Origin of the sequence: Pseudarthrobacter cellobiosi, from assembly GCF_023913755.1 — a bacterium.
GTDB classification, from domain to species: Bacteria; Actinomycetota; Actinomycetes; order Actinomycetales; family Micrococcaceae; genus Arthrobacter; species Arthrobacter cellobiosi.
In genome coordinates this window covers 83,271-101,870 of the sequence record NZ_JAMXBJ010000050.1, presented here as the reverse complement: position 1 = coordinate 101,870, position 18,600 = coordinate 83,271, and the positions used below count along the sequence as shown (strand labels likewise).

Annotated in this window: 17 protein-coding genes; 15 read left to right on the top strand and 2 right to left on the bottom strand. The window is 65.7% G+C overall.

The window, feature by feature from the left end; all coding sequences use genetic code 11:
• Positions 1-2 precede the first annotated feature (2 nt).
• From NG696_RS17850 to metE, 7 genes are all read left to right on the top strand, one after another.
• Positions 3-887 carry a DUF58 domain-containing protein gene (locus NG696_RS17850; RefSeq protein WP_252565653.1) on the top strand — a complete coding sequence of 295 codons (885 nt, stop codon included), beginning with the start codon at positions 3-5 and terminating at the stop codon, positions 885-887.
• Complete coding sequence (locus NG696_RS17845; protein ID WP_252565650.1) at positions 877-1,347, top strand: hypothetical protein; 471 nt, start codon at positions 877-879, stop codon at positions 1,345-1,347. Before NG696_RS17850 ends, NG696_RS17845 begins: the two co-directional genes overlap by 11 nt.
• On the top strand, positions 1,338-2,366 hold the full coding sequence (locus tag NG696_RS17840) for a vWA domain-containing protein (RefSeq protein ID WP_252565647.1): 1,029 nt from the start codon (positions 1,338-1,340) through the stop codon (positions 2,364-2,366). Before NG696_RS17845 ends, NG696_RS17840 begins: the two co-directional genes overlap by 10 nt.
• Entirely contained in the window at positions 2,363-3,388 is a 1,026-nt protein-coding gene (locus NG696_RS17835) for a VWA domain-containing protein (protein WP_252565644.1), read from the top strand. The genes NG696_RS17840 and NG696_RS17835 overlap by 4 nt, the downstream gene beginning before the upstream one ends.
• Complete coding sequence (locus tag NG696_RS17830) at positions 3,385-4,194, top strand: hypothetical protein (protein WP_308291985.1); 810 nt, start codon at positions 3,385-3,387, stop codon at positions 4,192-4,194. Before NG696_RS17835 ends, NG696_RS17830 begins: the two co-directional genes overlap by 4 nt.
• A 375-nt stretch (positions 4,195-4,569) precedes the next feature.
• Complete coding sequence (locus tag NG696_RS17825; RefSeq protein ID WP_252576293.1) at positions 4,570-5,553, top strand: methylenetetrahydrofolate reductase; 984 nt, start codon at positions 4,570-4,572, stop codon at positions 5,551-5,553.
• Between the two features lie 56 nt (positions 5,554-5,609).
• Positions 5,610-7,943, top strand: a complete 2,334-nt coding sequence (gene metE / locus NG696_RS17820) for a 5-methyltetrahydropteroyltriglutamate--homocysteine S-methyltransferase (RefSeq protein WP_252576292.1) — start codon at positions 5,610-5,612, stop codon at positions 7,941-7,943.
• Positions 7,944-8,067: 124 nt separating this feature from the next.
• Here metE and NG696_RS17815 read toward each other — a convergent pair whose 3' ends face one another.
• Together NG696_RS17815 and NG696_RS17810 are read right to left on the bottom strand one after the other, a co-directional pair.
• The gene (locus NG696_RS17815; protein WP_104060889.1) at positions 8,068-8,574 is read right to left on the bottom strand and encodes a DUF2004 domain-containing protein; all 507 of its coding nucleotides are present in this window, start codon (positions 8,572-8,574) and stop codon (positions 8,068-8,070) included.
• 45 nt (positions 8,575-8,619) lie between these two features.
• Entirely contained in the window at positions 8,620-9,537 is a 918-nt protein-coding gene (locus tag NG696_RS17810) for a LysR family transcriptional regulator (RefSeq protein WP_252565636.1), read from the bottom strand.
• 180 nt (positions 9,538-9,717) lie between these two features.
• Between NG696_RS17810 and NG696_RS17805 the strand changes: the two genes are divergently transcribed.
• The 8 genes from NG696_RS17805 to nrdE all read left to right on the top strand — a co-directional run bounded on the left by NG696_RS17805 (position 9,718) and on the right by nrdE (position 18,548).
• Positions 9,718-11,100 carry an NAD(P)/FAD-dependent oxidoreductase gene (locus NG696_RS17805; protein WP_252576291.1) on the top strand — a complete coding sequence of 461 codons (1,383 nt, stop codon included), beginning with the start codon at positions 9,718-9,720 and terminating at the stop codon, positions 11,098-11,100.
• On the top strand, positions 11,097-11,828 hold the full coding sequence (locus NG696_RS17800) for a DUF1365 domain-containing protein (RefSeq protein ID WP_252565631.1): 732 nt from the start codon (positions 11,097-11,099) through the stop codon (positions 11,826-11,828). Before NG696_RS17805 ends, NG696_RS17800 begins: the two co-directional genes overlap by 4 nt.
• The gene (locus tag NG696_RS17795) at positions 11,825-13,198 is read left to right on the top strand and encodes a class I SAM-dependent methyltransferase (RefSeq protein ID WP_252565628.1); all 1,374 of its coding nucleotides are present in this window, start codon (positions 11,825-11,827) and stop codon (positions 13,196-13,198) included. Before NG696_RS17800 ends, NG696_RS17795 begins: the two co-directional genes overlap by 4 nt.
• Positions 13,199-13,249: 51 nt before the next feature.
• Positions 13,250-13,549 (top strand): hypothetical protein, encoded by a 300-nt coding sequence (locus tag NG696_RS17790; protein WP_252565625.1) that lies wholly within the window; start codon positions 13,250-13,252, stop codon positions 13,547-13,549.
• A gap of 157 nt (positions 13,550-13,706) precedes the next feature.
• On the top strand, positions 13,707-15,293 hold the full coding sequence (locus NG696_RS17785; protein ID WP_252565622.1) for an AfsR/SARP family transcriptional regulator: 1,587 nt from the start codon (positions 13,707-13,709) through the stop codon (positions 15,291-15,293).
• A 290-nt stretch (positions 15,294-15,583) separates the two neighbouring features.
• Positions 15,584-15,829, top strand: coding sequence for a glutaredoxin-like protein NrdH (gene nrdH / locus NG696_RS17780; protein ID WP_009356333.1), 246 nt, complete (start codon positions 15,584-15,586; stop codon positions 15,827-15,829).
• Between the two features lie 56 nt (positions 15,830-15,885).
• Positions 15,886-16,362 carry a class Ib ribonucleoside-diphosphate reductase assembly flavoprotein NrdI gene (gene nrdI, locus NG696_RS17775; RefSeq protein ID WP_252565619.1) on the top strand — a complete coding sequence of 159 codons (477 nt, stop codon included), beginning with the start codon at positions 15,886-15,888 and terminating at the stop codon, positions 16,360-16,362.
• Between the two features lie 65 nt (positions 16,363-16,427).
• Complete coding sequence (gene nrdE, locus NG696_RS17770) at positions 16,428-18,548, top strand: class 1b ribonucleoside-diphosphate reductase subunit alpha (protein WP_252566131.1); 2,121 nt, start codon at positions 16,428-16,430, stop codon at positions 18,546-18,548.
• The last annotated feature ends 52 nt before the right edge of the window (positions 18,549-18,600 follow it).

Below are 18,600 nucleotides of genomic sequence, written 5' to 3'. Positions count from 1 at the left end.
CGGTGACCAGCCTCCTGCAGCGCGTGAAGGCGAAGATGGCCATCTTCGCCCACCGGAAAGCCCGCGGCATGCTCGACGGCGAATACGGTTCCGTCTTCCGCGGCCGCAGCCTCGACTTTGATGACCTGCGCGCCTATATCCCCGGGGACGATGTCCGCGACATCGATTGGAAGGCTTCCGCCCGGTTCGGATCGCCGCTCATCAAGCGGTATGTCGCCGTGCGGCGCCAGACCGTCCTGCTTATTGCCGATACAGGACGGGGCATGGCTGCCGAGTCCCGCGACGGCGAAACCAAGAAGGACATCGCCGTGATGGCACTCGGCGTGGTGGGCTACCTGGCGCACCGGCACGGCGACGTAGTGGGCCTGGTCTGCGGCGACGGCAACGGGACACGCTCCATCCAGGCCAAAGCCGGTGAGCCGCATCTGGAACGGCTCCTGCGCGAGGTTGACTCGTCCACTTCCCTGGACTCTGGCCCCAGCAGGATCGAGGACCAGCTGGAGTACGTGGCCCGCAACGTCAAGGGCAGGTTCCTGCTGTTTGTGGTGTCCGACGAACATGCCGCCGGCGCCGACACCGAACAGCTGCTGCGCCGGCTGCGTGCCCAGCATGAGGTCCTTTGGCTCACCATCCGGGACGCTGACTTGGCCGGGGAAGGAAACACCGGCCAGGACGCCTTCAGCGTGGCAGACTCGTCGATGCTGCCAGCACACCTGGCAGCATCCCCGGCAATCGCGGCGGCCTATGCCAAGGCAACAGGGGAACGGGACGCGGCCCGGCAGGCCATGCTCCGCCGCGCCGGCATTACCCAAGGCCACGTGACCGGCAGCAGTGCGGTCATGACGGAACTCTTCGCCCTCCTGGAAAGGCACCGGCGTGCAGGCTGACCCGGGCATCTACGAACCCCTCCAGTACAGCCAGGCGTGGCTGTGGACCGGACTCGCCCTACTGGCAGCGGTCCTGGGCTGGTACGCGTTCGTTTTCCTGAGCACGCGCAAACCGAAGGTGACGGAGCAGGCGCCCCGGTTCACTCCGCCGTCGGACCTTGCGGGCCTCAAGGAGGCCTACCTGCAAAGGATCGACGCCGTCACGGCAGACGCCGCCGCCGGGCTGCTGACCGCACGGGAGTCCCACCAGGAACTTAGCCTGCTGGTCCGCCGGTTCGCCCGCGACGTCACCGGTATCGACGCCCCCAGGATGACCCTTGCGGAGCTGCACGGGCACCCACTGCCCCCAGTGGCCGAGGCCGTCCGCAAGATCTACCCGGGCGAGTTCGGCCTGGAACCCCTTCCGCCGGTCGCGCAATCGGCCGAGACTGCCCGCCAGGCGGTGCGGCAATGGAACTGATGTTCTGGTGGCTGATCCCGCCTGCGCTGGTCATCGCGGCCCTGGCCGGTTGGCGCGCCTTCCGCCCGGACCGACACGCAAACGCTCAACGGCGGCCGGTGGCCAATGCGGACCGCCTTACCGCGCTGCCCGAATACCAGGCGGCCCTCCGCCAGCACCGCCGATGGCTGGCCGTAGCCGCTCTCGCGGCCACAACCCTGCTGGTCTCCGCGGTGGCCGCGGCGGCGCGTCCGGTGGAACTGACTACCATCCAGCCGTTGCAGCGCAACCGGGACATCATGCTGTGCCTGGACACATCGGGCTCCATGAGCAGCGCCGACGCGGCTGTGGTGCAGGTGTTTGCCGAACTGGCGAAGGAGTTCGACGGCGAACGGATCGGCCTCACTGTCTTCGACAGCAGCGCCGTCCAGGTCTTCCCCCTCACCGACGACTACGGGTATGTACAGGAACAACTCCAGCTGGCCCAACGCGCGTTCGAGGGAAGCCCCGGGAGCGCGGGGTTCCTGGACGGCACCTGGAACGGCCGCGGATCGTCACTGATCGGCGACGGCCTGGCATCCTGCGTCAACGGGTTCCCGGACACCGGCGCCGCGGATGCACGCAGAGCGGAGACCGGCACACCTGACGCCGGTCAGCGGCGCTCGCGGTCCATCGTCCTGGCAACGGACAACTACCTGTCCGGCGATCCCATCTTCACCCTGGAACAGGCGGCCGCCCTGGCCAAGGAGCGCGATGTGCGCATTTACGCCCTGAACCCCGGCGACTTTGACTACGGAACCGGCCCAGGCCAGCCCGGAGCGAGGCTGCGCACAGCGGCCGAAGCCAGCGGTGGGGCGTACCACCAACTGGACAGCCCGGAGGCTGTGGCGGACATCGTCCGATCCGTGCAGGAAACCGAAGCCACGGCCATGAAGGGAGCACCCCGGGCGGTTGTCTCGGACCGGCCCGATCTGCCCCTCGCGCTGGCACTCCTGTCCGCCCTGGTTCTGGCGGGCGCATCGTGGAGGCTCCGGCCATGACTCTGCAACCGATCCTGCCCTGGTGGGTTATGGCCCCGCTCATCGCCGCGACCGTGCTGTTTCTGGTCTGGCGACTCGTCCACGCGGCGCGCCAGAGCTCGGCCGGTATGCGCCGCGACTGGCTGTTCAGGAGCGCCCTGGTGCTGCTGCTCCTGGCTGCGGCGCTCCGGCCGGGTGTCCCCGGCGGGAGTTCCCAAGCCGAGGCGGCGGATGTCAACGTTTTCTTCGTGGTGGACACCAGCAGCAGCATCGCTGCCGAAGACTACGGCGACGGCTCGCCCCGGCTGGACGGGGTGCGGCAGGACATCATGGCCATCGCAGGTGAACTGGCCGGAGCCCGCTTTTCGTTCCTGACGTTCGACAGCAACGCCATTGTCAGGATGCCCCTCACCACCGACACCACCGCCCTGGACACCAGCGTGTCCGTCCTGCGGCCCCAGGTCACCGCATTCTCCAAGGGCAGCAGCGTCACAGCCGCCGGAACCTTGCTGGCGGAGCGGCTGCGCGCCGCGCGGGACAGCCATCCCGAACGGCCGCGCCTGGTCTACTACCTGGGAGACGGTGAACAGACCAGCGCCAAGGCACCGGAAGCGATCAGGCTCGACGGCGGCCTGGTGGACGGGGGCGCGGTGCTCGGCTACGGCACGGCGGACGGCGGCCGGATGAAGGAAAACACGGGCCAGGGGTCGGGGCAGGACGCTGGCGCCGGCTACATCCAAGACCGGTCGTCCGGAACCGGCAAGGATGCTTTATCGGTCATCGACGAAGGCCGGCTGCGGGGCATTGCCGGTCAGCTGGGGATTCCGTATGTCCACCGTTCGGCCGGAGACCCGGTGGCGCCGATGATGCAGGCCGCTGATCCAGGGGAACTCCAACGGGTGCCGGCGGACGGCGTCGGGGGCGGGCGGACGGAGCTGTACTGGCTCCTCGCCGCCGGGGCGTTCCTGCTGGCACTCCGCGAAACCGTCCTGGTGCTGCGCCAGTGGCGGCAGCTCCGGCCCGGACCGGGAACTCGAACATGATGCGGCCAGCGCCCAAACCGGCACCGCAGGAACCGGCACCCCAGGAACCGGCACCGCCGGTGACCTCACGGGACCGGCGGGAGCGCCGCCGTCGGCTGTTGTGGTGGTCTATGCTGCCCGCACTCCTGGTCCTGTGCCTGTCCGCTAAGTTGCTCAGCGTGGGCATTCTCGCCGACACTGCTGCCCGGTCCTTCGCGGCCGGGGACTCCGGCGGCGTGGCGGATGCTGCGGGCGGACTGAGGACCGCCAATTTCATCGAACCGCACAAGGCGCCGTTCGCCGAGGGTGACGGCCTGTTCCTCGCCGGGGACTTCGCTGCCGCCCGCCAACGCTTCGAGGAAGCACTGTCCCTGGCGGGCACGGCCGACGAGTGCGTTGTCCGGGTCAACCTGGCCCTCACCATCGAACGCCTCGGTGACGCCGAGGCCAAAACAGAAGATCCGACGGCGGCGGCCCGGCTGTTCGCCGAAGGCGTTGCGGTAGTGGAGGCTGCTCCGGAGGGCTGCTTTGACGCCCGAGCAGCCAGTGCGGATTCAGGCACGGACGCCGATGCGGCGGAGAAACTGGAACAGGCGGCGGAGCGGCTGCAGCAAAAGGCCGATGCAGCGGCTGCGGACAACACCACCCCGCAACCGCCGGAAGAGCTTGGGCAGGACGAGCCTCCGGCGGATCCGGGCCGGCAGAGCCAGCTTGAGCAGCTCAGGGACAGCGCCAGGGAAGCCCAAAGCGAGCGGAATTCCGGGCAGGAGCGGGACGAGTACCTCCGGGACGATGGCTTCGGGCCGGGTGTTGACCGGCCCTGGTAACAGGCCAAGGCAGCGGCGGGTCTGCAGTATGCCCCATGAATTCGTTGACCAATATGGCGAAGAAAATTCTGCACCAATGCGAAACACGCCGTAAAGCTGCGTCTTAATTCGGCAGTGGACTTGAAGGGTGCCCCGCGGGCTCCTAGAGTTCTATACAAGTTACCGAGGTAACGTGTCAGCGATCCTCCGATTGTGGAGGGTGTGGGTGCCCCCATGTGGGCCTGACATTTGCTCACGGACAACTTCATTACAGGCGTAACAGTCGCGGCTGCGTCCCTGTGGAGTCTTCCGTGTTCCCAAACTCAAATTCATTCTCGGCTTCACCGTCACATTTGCTGACCGGTAGCCGGCAATGGCCCAAAGCCAAGGACGCAAATGTCACCGCCAAGCCTTATTGAAACGCATCCGAACCTCACCGAGACTGCCCCCGTGGCGCTCTCGTACGAGCTCTTCCCGCCCCGCTCGCCGGCCGCGGCCGAGTCGCTCTGGACCACCATCCGGGAACTGGAAACCACCGAGCCGGACTATGTCTCCGTCACTTACGGTGCCAGTGGCTCGAACCGGGACACCGCCGTCGAACTCATCAACAGGCTCCTCCTGGAAACCACGCTCCGGCCCCTCGCCCACCTCACCTGCGTGGGCAACACGCCGGAGGAACTGGCGGAGATTATCGGCGACCTCCTGGACACCGGCGTCCGGGGCATCCTGGCCCTCCGGGGCGACCAGCCGAAGGACGGTGCACCGCTCGCCGCAGGGTCACTGCGGTATGCGCAGGACCTGATCGAACTTATCCGGCGGGTTGAACAGCGGCGGTCGGCCCTGCTGTGTGCAGGCAAGATCGCCGTGGGCGTCGCCGCGTACCCCACCCGGCACCCGGAATCACCCAGTGAAGCCCACGACGTCGAGGTGCTGCTCGCCAAGCAGCGCTCCGGCGCCGACTTTGCCATCACCCAGGTCTTCTTCCATACCGAGCAATACGCGAACCTCGTCAGCCGCGCACGCCGGGCAGGGGTCACCATCCCCATCATCCCGGGCGTTATGCCGCTCACCAGCCTGCGCCGGGTCACACGGCTCGGGGAACTGACCGGCGTTGAACCGGCACCGGAACTCCTCGCCCGCCTGGCCGCCGCGGACAGCGACGGCGAACGACTCCGGATCGGTGTCCGGGCCACGGTGGACCTGGCCAACGCGGCCCTCGAGGCCGGAGCGCCGGGCATCCACATCTACACCTTCAACGAACACCAGAGCGCGCTGGAGGTGCTGGACAAACTGGCACTTCCGCGCCAGTCCCGTTCAGTTGGCCGCCGCAGCGCCGCTGTCCGTGCCGACGCCTCAGCCCAGCGCCAGCTCGCCAGCTGACCTTCCAACATCCGCCAGACCATTCACAGTTTCCACTAACACTCAAGGAATCTCCCATGACTGAACAGAACACCACCCCGTTCCCGGCCGCGTCACTCCTCGGCTACCCGCGCATCGGCCGCCGCCGCGAGCTCAAGAAGGCCATCGAAGCCTACTGGGCCGGCAAGATCGACGCTGATGCCCTGGACGCCGCCGCCAAGGGCATCCAGCTGACCATCGCCAAGCGCCTGCAGGAACTGGGCCTCACCGAAGCCGCCGCTGTTCCGGGCACGTTCTCCTACTACGACCAGGTCCTGGACGCCACCGCCCACCTCGGCGCTGTCCCGGCCCGCTTCGGCAAGCTCCTCAACGCCGAAGGCCAGCTCGACATCGACGGCTACTTCACCCTGGCCCGTGGCAACAAGGACCAGCAGCCGCTGGAAATGACCAAGTGGTTCGACACGAACTACCACTACCTCGTTCCGGAGATTGGCCCGGAGACCGAGTTCACCCTCGCCTCCAACCGCATCGTTGAGGAATTCGAGTTCGCCCTGGCCAACGGCATCGAGACCCGCCCGTACATCGTTGGCCCGGTCACCTACTTGCTGCTCTCCAAGGCTTCGGATGAAGCCCAGGCAGGCTTCGCTCCGCTGTCCCGCCTCGAAGACGTCCTGCCGGTCTACGTGCAGCTGCTCGATAAGCTCGCCGCCGCAGGCGCCAGCTGGATCCAGCTGGACGAGCCCGCCCTGGTTGTTGACCAGGACACCCCGGCCGCCGAAATCGAAGCAGCCGTTGCCCGCGCTTACGAAGTCCTCTCCGGTGCGGCCAACCGCCCGCAGATCCTCGTCTCCACCCCGTACGGCGCCCTCGATGGCCAGCTGGGCACACTTGCCGCCACCAACATCGACGCCCTGCACATCGACGCCTTCAAGGGCGCGGTCCCGTCCGCAGCGGCCCTGGCCGGCCTCGGCAACAAGACCCTGGTTGCCGGCGTCGTTGACGGCCACAACATCTGGCGCAACGACCTGGCCGTCGCCGCCGCCAAGCTGGACGAACTGAAGGCTGCCGCCGGCCGGATCGCCGTCAGCACCTCCACCTCCACCCAGCACGTCCCGCACGACGTCACCGAAGAAGGCCAGCTCTCCGAGGACCTGCGCAGCTGGCTCGCGTTCGCCGACCAGAAGGCCGTGGAAGTCAAGACCCTCGCGTCCTACCTGGCCGACCCGGCCTCCGCCAAGGCTGCCATCGACGAGGCATCCGCCGTCATCGCAGCCCGCGCCATCGCCGAAGGCGTCCGCCGCGACGACGTCAGGGCCCGCACCGAGGCCCTGACCGCAGCGGACTTCAGCCGCTCCGCCTACGCAGTACGGGAAGCCGCCCAGGAAGAGGCCCTGCACCTCCCGCCGCTGCCCACCACCACCATCGGCTCCTTCCCGCAGACGTCCGAGATCCGCTCGGCGCGAGCCCGCAACAACAAGGGTGACCTTACCAACGAGCAGTACGAGCAGCTCATGAAGGACGAGATCAAGCGCGTTGTTGAGCTGCAGGAAGAGCTCGGCTACGATGTCCTGGTGCATGGCGAGCCTGAGCGCAACGACATGGTCCAGTACTTCGCCGAGAACCTCGAAGGCTTCGACGTCACGGTCCATGGCTGGGTCCAGTCCTACGGCTCACGCTGCACCCGCCCGTCCATCCTCTGGGGCGACGTCACCCGCAGCGCCCCCATCACGGTGGCCTGGGCCGAGTACGCCCAGTCGCTGACCAGCAAGCCGATGAAGGGCATGCTCACGGGTCCGGTCACCATCCTGGCCTGGTCCTTCGTCCGCGATGACCAGCCACTGGGCGAGACCGCCAACCAGGTTGGCCTGGCCCTCCGCGACGAAATCGCGGACCTCGAGGCTGCCGGCATCAAGGTCATCCAGGTGGACGAGCCCGCGCTGCGCGAGCTCCTGCCGCTGCGCAAGGCAGACCACGCCACCTACCTGAAGTGGTCAGTGGATTCCTTCCGCCTGGCCACCGCCGGTGCGGCCGACGCCACGCAGATCCACACCCACCTCTGCTACTCGGAGTTCGGCGTGATCATCGACGCCATTGACGGCCTCGACGCAGACGTCACGTCCATCGAAGCGGCACGGTCGCGCATGGAGGTTGTCCACGACCTCGAGTCCCACGGCTTCGGCCGCGGCGTTGGTCCGGGCGTCTACGACATCCACTCGCCGCGTGTTCCGGGCGAAGCCGAGGTCACCGAACTCCTGGCCACCGCCGTCAAGCACGTCCCGTCCCGCCAGCTCTGGGTCAACCCGGACTGCGGCCTGAAGACCCGCGGCTACGCCGAGACCGAAGAGTCCCTGCGCAACCTGGTCAAGGCCACCAAGACGGTCCGCGCCGGCCTGCTGGAGTCCGCGAAGTAGCCCACCCGCATTAACGACGGCGGCCGGTCACCGAAAGGTGACCGGCCGCCGTCGTACTTTAACCATCGATTGCTGCGTAACTGCCCTTTTCAGGGCTCAATAGGGCCCTTGTGGAGCAATCGATTCAGGACTCCCAGAGGATTTCGTCGTCCACCACGCCGTCTTCGTCGGCGGCTACCACCAGGACCTCGTCCGTGAAGTGTGAGCCCAGGGTGAAGTCCATAACAAAGTAGCGCTCGGGCTGGCCGGGGAAAATGCCCACGTGGCCGAGTTTGAGGGCTTTGAGGAAGACGTCGTTGGTGAGCTGGCTGCGTTCCTCCACGCCGAAGACTTTCTGCAGGTGCTCGTCCTTGAGGGCGCTGCAGTGGAAGTGAAGGTATTCCTGGGGGCTGGTGCCTTCCTGCTCCAGTTCGTCGGCGATCATCTGCCTGACCTCATCCACCAGCTCGGGGAGGAACCGCAGCCGGTAGTCCACCTTGTGCATGGCCGCTTCGTCAAAGTGGTCGTGTGCGTTGATGTTCAGGTCGAGTTCCAGTACCTGGCCACCCAGCTCATGTTTGGCGGCGATGTTGTGATCCCTGCCGTGGTTGAGCTCGATTTCTCCAAAGTGCTGGCTCGCTACCCTGTTCATACCTTCAACATAGACCCCAAGTGCTGCGCTTTCCAGCATTCCGGGCTAATTGCCTGAGGACCCCGCAGCGGCCATCGTCTCGGCGAGCAGGTCCACAAACAGCTGCACCCGGGCGGTCTTCTTCTCGTTGATGAGCAGGGCAAACACGTTCCGGGCCAGCCGGATCTCGGGAACGTCCAGCACTACAACGCCGGCTGGCCGGTTCCGCAATGCGAGCTCGGGCACCAGCGCAGCGCCCAGTCCGGCGGCCGCCATTTCGAGGCTGGCATGGAAATCGTCGCTGTGGGCCACCACGCGCGGATGCAGGTTGCAGCTGGCAAAGAGCCGTTCGATCACCACGGCATCGGGGCTCCCGGGGTGGTGCATGATCCAGGGCAGCTCGGACAGATGGTCCGCCGCCACCTTGGCGTCCGTGCGGAATCCCCAGCCCGCGGGCAGCACCACACGGAAGTTGTCGTCGCCGATCCACTGCCGGTTGATGGTGTGCGGCCAGGCGAGCCCGGACTGGCCCACCTGGAAGACCAACGCCACATCGAGCTCTCCGCCGGTGCGTAGTCCCTGGATGGTCTGGGCCGGCTCGGCCACCGACACTTTGAGGTCGATCCCCAGGTCCTTCCACGCCGGATTCTTCAGGATGCGCGGGAGGACGTAGGTGGCCAGGCTGGGAAAGATTCCCAGCCGCAGTTCCTGGCTGGTGCTGCTGTGTGTTTTGGAGGCTGCCGCCATCAGGGCTTCGATGTCCGTCAGCACCTTCGCGGCGTGCCGGGTCATCACCACCGCCGCTTCCGTGGGGACCACGCTGCGGGCCGAGCGCTGGAACAGGACCACGCCCGTTTCCCGTTCCAGGGCGGACATCTGCTGCGAGACCGCCGACGCCGTGTACCCCAGGCGTGCCGCTGCGGCCGCGAAGGATCCCAGCCGGGTAACTTCGAGGAGAGTCTTCAGATGAACGGGATTTACCAACGCTGTCCTTCGGTCAGGGCCGCCTGGGTACCGCGTTGCGCCGGTTCTGGGAGGCCCGCTTCATTGTGGCACAAAGATTTACGGCAAACTCAGTCATCCACCGGCCCCACGGCGTCGAACTGCCCCTATAGAGTTTGCACCGAGCAAGCGCACATGCAGTCCGAGCAGGGGAGCAGAACAGTGTCTTTGGCAGGGAACTCGACCTTCAAGCCGCAGGGACGGCGCATCGCGGTCGTGGGCAGCGGAGTGGCCGGCCTGACGGCCGCTTATGTCCTGAACCGGCAAGACAACGTCACCCTTTTCGAGGCGGACAGCAGGCTGGGCGGCCATGCCCACACCCACAATGTCACGCAGCCCGATGGATCCGTCCTCGGCATCGACACCGGCTTCATCGTCCACAACGAGCGGACCTATCCCACCCTGCTGCGGTTGTTCGCCGAGCTGGGCGTGGAGACGCAGGACTCCGAAATGAGTATGTCCGTCCGCTGTGACGGCTGTGGCCTGGAATACGCCGGGGCCCGTGGGGGCGGTCGCGGGATCATCGCCCGCCCGTCCAGCCTGCTGCGCGGACGCTACCTGCTGATGCTGCTGGAGGTCATGCGGTTCTACCGCAGGGCCCGGGCGCTGATTGAGACGGCTCCCGCGTCCGACGCCGGCCCTGGTGCGGGCGGCGCGGAGCTCACCCTCGGTGAATTCCTGGCAAAGGAACGCTTCAGCCAGTACTTCATCTCCCATTTCATGACGCCGGTGGTCAGCGCAGTCTGGTCATGCGATCCCACCACTGCGCTGTCCTATCCGGCGCGCTACCTCTTCACGTTCCTGGGCCACCACGGAATGCTGGGCGTCAAGGGTTCGCCGCAGTGGCGGACCGTCACCGGCGGTTCGGGGAGGTACGTGGAGAAACTCGCCGCGACGCTCCCTGACATCCGGCTCGGCACCCCCGTCAGGGCCATCAGGCGCCACGCCCTGGGTGTCGAAGTGGACACCGATCAGGGAGTCGATGACTTCGAGGCCGTGGTCATTGCCACGCACCCGGCCCAGGCCCTGGGCTTCCTCGCGGACGCCACGCCGGCCGAAAAGGAAGCCCTCGGCCAGATGCCGTACTCCGTCAACCACACCGTTTTCCACCGCGACCCGGCCGTCCTGCCCGCCGCGGACAATGCCAGGGCGTCCTGGAACTACCGGCTCCCGGACTGCGAAGCCCGCCCGGATAAGGTGCTGGTCAGCTACGACCTCACCCGGCTGCAGCGCCTGGAGCCAGCCGATGGCCAGCCGTACCTGGTGAGCCTGGGGGAGTCCGAGCTCATCGCGGAGGCACGGGTCCTGGAACATTTGGTCTACGAACACCCCCAGTACACCCCCGAATCACTGCGGGCACAGCAGCGCATTGCGGCACTGAGCGATGACCGCATCGCCTACGCCGGCGCCTACCTGGGCTGGGGGTTCCATGAGGACGGCGCCCTGGCAGGTGTCCGTGCCGCCGCGAGCCTGGGACGCACCTGGGACGGGCCCTCGACTCAGGCGCCCGAGCCCGAACTGCTCCCAGCCTCGGAGCGCGCATGAGCTCAACCGCAGCCATCTACCGCACGTCCATTTCCCACGTGCGCCAGAGCCCGCTGAAGAATGCTTTCACCTACCGGAGCTACAGCTGGTTTGTGGACGTGGACCGGCTCCCCGTTCTGCCCCGGCTCATGCGGCCGCTGGCTGTCTTCCGGGCCGCCGACCACCTGGGCGATCCCGACGCCACCATCCGCAGCAACGTGGAACGGTTCCTGCGGACCCGGGGGATAGAGCCCGACGGCGGGACCATCCGGATGCTGACCAGCGCCCGGGTCTTCGGCCACGTCTTCAACCCGCTCACCCTCTTCTGGTGCTACCGGATGTCCGGGGAGCTGCAGTGTGTCATCGCCGAGGTCCACAACACCTACGGCGAACGCCACTGCTACCTCCTGGAAACGGATCCTTCCGGCCGGGCCAGCGTGCCCAAGGCCTTCTACGTGTCACCGTTCAATGACGTTGACGGGCACTACCGGATGAAGCTGCCCGCACCGGAGCAACGGCTGTCCGTCTCCATCGTCCTGGAGCGGGAAGGGCAGCGGCCGTTCGCCGCAACTATGGACGGGGAACGGCGCCCCGGCACCGTCAGGAACATCCTGGCAGCGGCCGTTGCCGTCCCGGCCGCGCCGCTGCTGGTATCGGCACTGATCCGGATCCAGGGCATCAAACTCTGGGCGCGACGCCTGCCAGTCATCAAGAAACCACATCACCCCTCACAGGAGGCAGTCCAATGACCATGACCGATGAAAACGGAACAGCCGCGACTGCGGAGGTCTCCGCCGCGAAGTCAGCCGCACGGCACCCGGTGACGGAAAGGACCGCTGCCGGGGTACCGGCGTCGCCGGCCACCATCGATCCGGAAGTGTGGCCCGGCGTTGCCCACGCGCCGTCGGGCACTAAGGCGCGGGTGGCGGGCAAGGCCGCCGGCCTGTTGTTCAAGGCGGCCGTACGTCGGCTGCCCCTGCGCATTGCCTACCCGGACGGTTCGGTGCTGGGCGCCGGCGGCCCGGACGCGCCGGTGATGACCATGCTCAGGCCGGCAGCGTTCGAAGTGCGGATCGGTGACAACGGCCTGATCGGGCTGGGCGAGTCTTTTATGGCGGGGGACTGGGAAGCGTCAGACCTCGCCGGTGTGCTGGAGGTCTTCGCCGCGTCCGTGGACACGCTGATCCCTGCGCCGCTGCAGAGGCTGCGGACCCTGTACCTGCCGCGGACGCCGCGGCAGGAACGCAATGAAGAGCACAACACCCGCAGCAACATCTCGCGGCACTACGACCTCTCCAACGAGCTCTTCTCCAACTTCCTGGACACCACCATGAGCTACTCCTCGGCGCTTTTCCCGCTGAGCGACGGTGCACTGGATTCGGTCCCGTGGGATGCCTTGGCGAAAGCCCAGCAAGCCAAGATCGACAGGCTGCTGGACAAGGCCGGCGTCGGATCCGGCACGCGGCTGCTGGAGATCGGCACCGGCTGGGGTGAGCTGGCCCTCCGGGCAGCAGCCCGGGGTGCCACTGTCTACAGCGTGACGCTCTCCAGCGAGCAGCGGGCGCTGGCGCAGGAAAGGATTGCGGCCGCCGGCTACGCAGACCGGGTGACCGTGGCGCTGCAGGACTACCGGGCAGTGGAGGGCGAATTCGACGCTGTTGTGTCAGTGGAAATGGTCGAGGCGGTTGGTTATGAGTACTGGCCCATCTACTTCCAGACCATCGACCGCGTGCTGGCCCCGGGTGGGAAGGTGGCCATCCAAGCCATCACCATGCCGCACGGCCGCATGCTGGCTACCCGCAACGCGTACACCTGGGTGCACAAGTACATTTTCCCCGGTGGCTTCCTTCCCTCAGTGCGGGCCATCGAAAGCGTGACCCAGCAGCACACCACACTCCGCGTGCGGGAACGGATGGGCCTGGGCGATCACTACGCCGCGACCCTGCGCCTCTGGGAGGGGCGGTTCATGGACCGCTCACTGGAGGTGGGCGGGCTGGGGTTCGACGCCGTGTTCCAGCGGATGTGGCTGTTCTACCTGTGCTATTCACGGGCGGGTTTCCAGTCCGGCTACCTGGACGTGCAGCAGATTGTGCTGGACCGCAGGGAGGCTCAGCTTTAATTTTCTGGTGGTCACACGCACGGTCACACGCCGGCGCTGGAAACTCCAGTTATGGAAACTAATTGGAACACCACAGCAGAACTGAATACCTTCATCACCCTCACAGCCGACCGTATCGTGGCTGAGGGCACCCAGAGGGATCGCCGGACCCTGGAGATGATGGCATCCGCGGTCCAGCCGTTTGCGCCGGGCGCGGCGGCCGCGCTCAATGACTGGGACGGTTCGGAGGTAGCCCGGCTGCGGGCATTTGGCATCGTTCACGGTGTGTTGGTGCGTGAGTTGGGTGCGCCCGCCCAGGCTGAACTCCTGGCGCAGCTCAATCCGGCACCCGCTCTGGTGCTGGCTGCCTGAGCGTTGCTACATTGTGCTTGTGCTGCGCCTTCGGTTGATCGGCAGATTGGGTCTTGAACGCGACGGCCAGCCGATTCCCGGGCCCAGAGGCCACAAGAGCTGGGCCGTATTGGGGAGGCTGGTCCGGTCATCGGGGCCGGTTTCCCGCCAGGTTCTCGTGGATGAGCTGTTTTCTGACGCCGACGATCCCATGGGGGCACTGCGGTGGACGCTGGCTGAACTGCGTCGGAAAACGGGCCTGGCCGAAGCTTTCCGGGGCAACCCTGTCTCGCACGGGCTCGGTCCGGATACAGCTGTGGACGTGGCCGAACTCTCGCGGGGCGTGCTGGAAACGGAGATTCCCGAAGGGCACTTCCTGGAAGGGATCGACGTCAAGGGATCGCCAGGGTTTGAGTCCTGGCTCCTGGTGGAGCGCCAGAGGGTGGACAGTGAGGTGCTCAGCGCCCTGAGGCAGGCCGCTCTTCGGGCGCTTTCTGCCCGGCAGTCCGCCCGGGCCGTGGAACTTTCCCGGGCCATGGTGGCACGGGCGCCCTTCGAAGAAGGGCCGCACATCCTGCTGGTCAAGGCGCTGGCCTCATCCGGTGATGTGGACGCTGCCCTCCGGCAGGCCGACGCCAGCGAAGCAATGTTCGCCGCCGAGCTCGGAACAAGGCCCACCGCGGCCCTCCGCGCGGCCGCACGGCCCGCCGTCGCGGCGCCGGTACCCGGTGTTTCAGCCCGCGCGTCCGCCCAGTCCCTGTGCGAGGCCGGGCTTGCCGCCCTGTCAGCCGGCGCTGCCGACGCCGGGATCGAATGCCTGCGCGGAGCGTCCGCCGCAGCCGAGTTATCCGGCGACAAGGAACTGCTGAGCCGCTGCCTGACCGAGCTCGGCGCGGCGCTCGTCCACTCAATTCGAGGCTACGACGACGAAGGCTCCATCATTCTTGCCGCCGCCGTAGACCTGGCGTCTGCCGCCGGCGCGGAGCCGGTAGCGGCAAAGGCGCTGTCGGAGCTGGCATATGTTGACATCCTCGCCGGACGGCGGGCCAGTGCCGCCGGATACCTGGAAACTGCCCGCGGGCTGGCAACCGGGGATCCGTCCCTCGACGCGGCGATCGCCGGGTTTGAAGCCATGAACCTCAGCGACTGGGGCAAGCTTGAAGCAGGTGCCGACCAGTTCGCTGCCGCCGTCGAGCTGAGCCGGAGTGCCGGTTCCGTCAGACGTGAAGCCTGGAACCTGGGACTGGGGGCACGAAGCCTGTTTCTCCTGGGCCGCGTGGACGAGGCCGGAGAATGGGCCCGGCAATCCTGCGAACTGGCCCGCCGCGAACGCTGGACGGCATTCCGGCCCTGGCCGGAAGCGTGGCTGGCCCATGCCCGTCTGTCCGATGGAGAACGGCCCGGGGTGGTCCGGGAGCAGGCGGAGGCAACCTTCGCGCTCGCACGCCAGCTGCAGGACCCCTGCTGGGAAGGCCTTGCTGCGAAGACCATCGGGCTCACGCATTTGCTGGAAGGCAACGCCGATACTGCACTGGAGTGGATGAAGAACGCGGGGATCCTCTGCAGCCGGGTCACTGATTCGTACGCCTGGGTACAGGTTGAGATCCTCCTGGCAGAGGCCAGCGCGGCGCTGGAGTCCGGGGACACGGTCCGTGCGGATGCCGTGGCGAGGCAGGCTGTGGCCGGAGCGGCCCGGGGAAGCATGGATGACCTGCTCGACCGCGCCATGGGCCTCTTGGCGTCGCTGCCCACGGTACGGAGCTAAGACTCCGGTTTGGCCTGTTCGAGCCACGCGCGACACGCCGCCAAACACGCGACACGCTGGGGGGTTAATTGTGGCTAAGTACTCCACAGGGTGTGGATTACGTCCGCAAAAATGGCGGGATTCCGGACATTTTGAGGGCGCTTGCCTGTGGATTAAAAGTGCATTAAATGACATACTTGTAATACATCATCTTGGGGTTCCGAAGAGCCGTCTGCACTACATGTAGTATCGACGTACTAGCTTGGGCGGGACAAAGACGAGCGAAGATTTCGATAAAAGGGGACAGGACCATGACCGTTACGGTTTACACCAAACCTGCGTGTGTGCAGTGCAACGCAACCTACCGTGCGCTGGACAAAAAGGGCATCACTTACCAGAGCGTTGACATCTCCCAGGACGCCGATGCCCTCGAGCGCCTGAAGGCGCTGGGCTACATGCAGGCACCTGTTGTAGTCACGGACCAGGACCACTGGTCAGGCTTCCGCCCGGACAAGATCGAGGAACTGGCGCTGTCTGCCGTTTCCTCCGTGGCCTAAGGCCCTTCATTTCCCGCCAGCCGGCAAAGTTTCGACAAACACATGAGGTGACTCCCGTGGCAGTACTGACAGCGGCCGGGACCCAACAAGTGGCCCGGTTGCAGCCTGTCACCACGCAGAGTCAGCTCATCTATTTTTCCTCCACTTCCGAGAACACCAGCCGCTTCGTCGCGAAACTCGGACGCGAGCGGGCACGGATCCCGCTCCATGCAAAGGATGCACCCCTTCTCGCCACCCGGCCATACGTGCTGGTAGTGCCGACCTATGGGGGCACCGGGGGAGAGGGCTCCGTGCCCAAGCAGGTGATCCGCTTTCTGAATGACCCGCAGAACAGGCAACTGATCCGCGGGGTTATCGGTGCAGGCAACACAAACTTCGGGGACAACTACTGCATGGCCGCGGACATCATTGCCGCCAAATGCAAGGTCCCCAGGCTTTACAGATTTGAACTTATGGGCACGCCAGAAGACGTTGCCCGCGTACACAATGGATTGGACACGTTTTGGACACGACTGTCGCAGAAACAGAAGTAACCAGGGCCGAAGGCCAGGGCACCGCCGCTGCCGAAAAGCGGAGTGCCGCCGTCGAAAAGCCCGAGATGCCGGCCGCCTATAAGGGGCTGGGCTATCACGAGCTCAACGCCATGCTGAACCTGTACGGCCCCAACGGAGAGATTCAGTTCGAGGCCGACCGCGAGGCTGCGCACCAGTACTTCCTGCAGCACGTGAACAACAACACCGTCTTTTTCCATGACCTGGAAGAGAAGCTCGACTACCTGGTGAAGAACCAGTACTACGAGCGCGAAACCCTTGACCAGTACACGATGAACTTCATCCGCGAGCTCTACAACCGCGCGTACAAGAAGAAGTTCCGTTTCGAAACCTTCCTGGGCGCGTTCAAGTTCTACACGTCCTACACGCTGAAGACGTTCGACGGCAATCGATTCCTGGAGCGCTACGAGGACCGCGTCTGCATGGTGGCCCTGCACCTGGCCCGCGGTGACGAGAAGCTCGCCCTGCAGATGGTGGACGAGATCATCGAAGGCCGCTTCCAGCCGGCCACGCCCACGTTCCTGAACGCCGGCAAGAAGCAGCGCGGCGAGCTGGTCTCCTGCTTCCTGCTCCGCATCGAAGACAACATGGAATCGATCGGCCGGTCCATCAACTCGGCGCTGCAGCTGTCCAAGCGCGGCGGCGGTGTGGCGTTCGCGCTGACCAACATCCGCGAAGTCGGCGCCCCGATCAAGCAGATCGAGAACCAGTCCTCCGGCGTTATCCCCGTGATGAAGCTCCTCGAGGACAGCTTCTCCTACGCCAACCAGCTCGGTGCCCGCCAGGGTGCCGGCGCCGTGTACCTGCATGCGCACCACCCGGACATCTACCGCTTCCTGGACACCAAGCGCGAGAACGCGGATGAGAAGATCCGCATCAAGACCCTCTCGCTGGGCGTTGTCATCCCGGACATCACGTTCGAGCTGGCCAAAAAGGACGAGGACATGTACCTGTTCTCCCCGTACGACGTCGAACGCGTCTACGGCATGCCGTTCTCCGACGTCTCGGTCACCGAGAAGTACTACGAGATGGTGGACGATTCCCGGATCAAGAAGACCAAGATCAAGGCGCGCGAGTTCTTCCAGACCCTCGCCGAGATCCAGTTCGAATCCGGCTACCCGTACATCATGTTCGAGGACACCGTGAACCGGGAAAACCCGATCGACGGCAAAATCATCATGTCCAACCTGTGCTCGGAGATTCTCCAGGTTTCGCAGCCCACCACGTACCACGATGACCTGTCCTACGATGAGACCGGCAAGGACATTTCCTGCAACCTGGGTTCGCTGAACATCGCCAAGGCGATGGACAGCCCGGACTTCGGCCTGACCATCGAGACGGCCATCCGGTCCCTCTCGGCGGTCTCGGACATGTCCAACATCACCTCGGTGCCCTCGATCGCCCGCGGCAACGACCAGTCCCACGCCATCGGCCTGGGCCAGATGAACCTGCACGGCTACCTGGCCCGCGAGCGGGTCCACTACGGTTCCGAAGAGGGCCTGGACTTTACCAATATCTACTTCTACTCGGTGGTGTACCACGCGGTCCGCGCCTCCAACCTGCTGTCCATCGAGACCGGACAGACCTTCGGCGGCTTCGAGAAGTCCAAGTACGCCTCGGGCGAGTTCTTCGACAAGTACACGGAGCAGGAGTGGGTGCCGCAGACCGAGAAGGTTGCGGAGCTGTTCAAGAACATCCACATCCCCACCCAGGATGACTGGCGGGAGCTGAAGGCCTCCGTTATGGAGCACGGCATCTACAACCAGAACCTGCAGGCCGTCCCGCCGACGGGCTCGATCTCCTACATCAACAACTCCACCTCCTCGATCCACCCGGTGGCGTCCAAGATCGAGATCCGCAAGGAAGGCAAGCTGGGCCGCGTGTACTACCCGGCGCCGTACCTGACGAACGACAACCTGGAGTACTACCAGGACGCGTACGAGCTCGGCTACGAGAAGGTCATCGACACCTACGCCGCCGCCACCCAGCACGTGGACCAGGGCCTGTCCCTGACGCTGTTCTTCAAGGACACTGCCACCACGCGCGATATCAACCGGGCCCAGATCTACGCCTGGAAGAAGGGCATCAAGACCATCTACTATATCCGTCTCCGCCAGCTCGCACTGGAGGGAACTGAGGTGGACAACTGCGTCAGCTGCATGCTTTAATCTTCAACTAAATCTGGACGGTACGACGGCGGGCGCCCGCCCGCCATCGTAC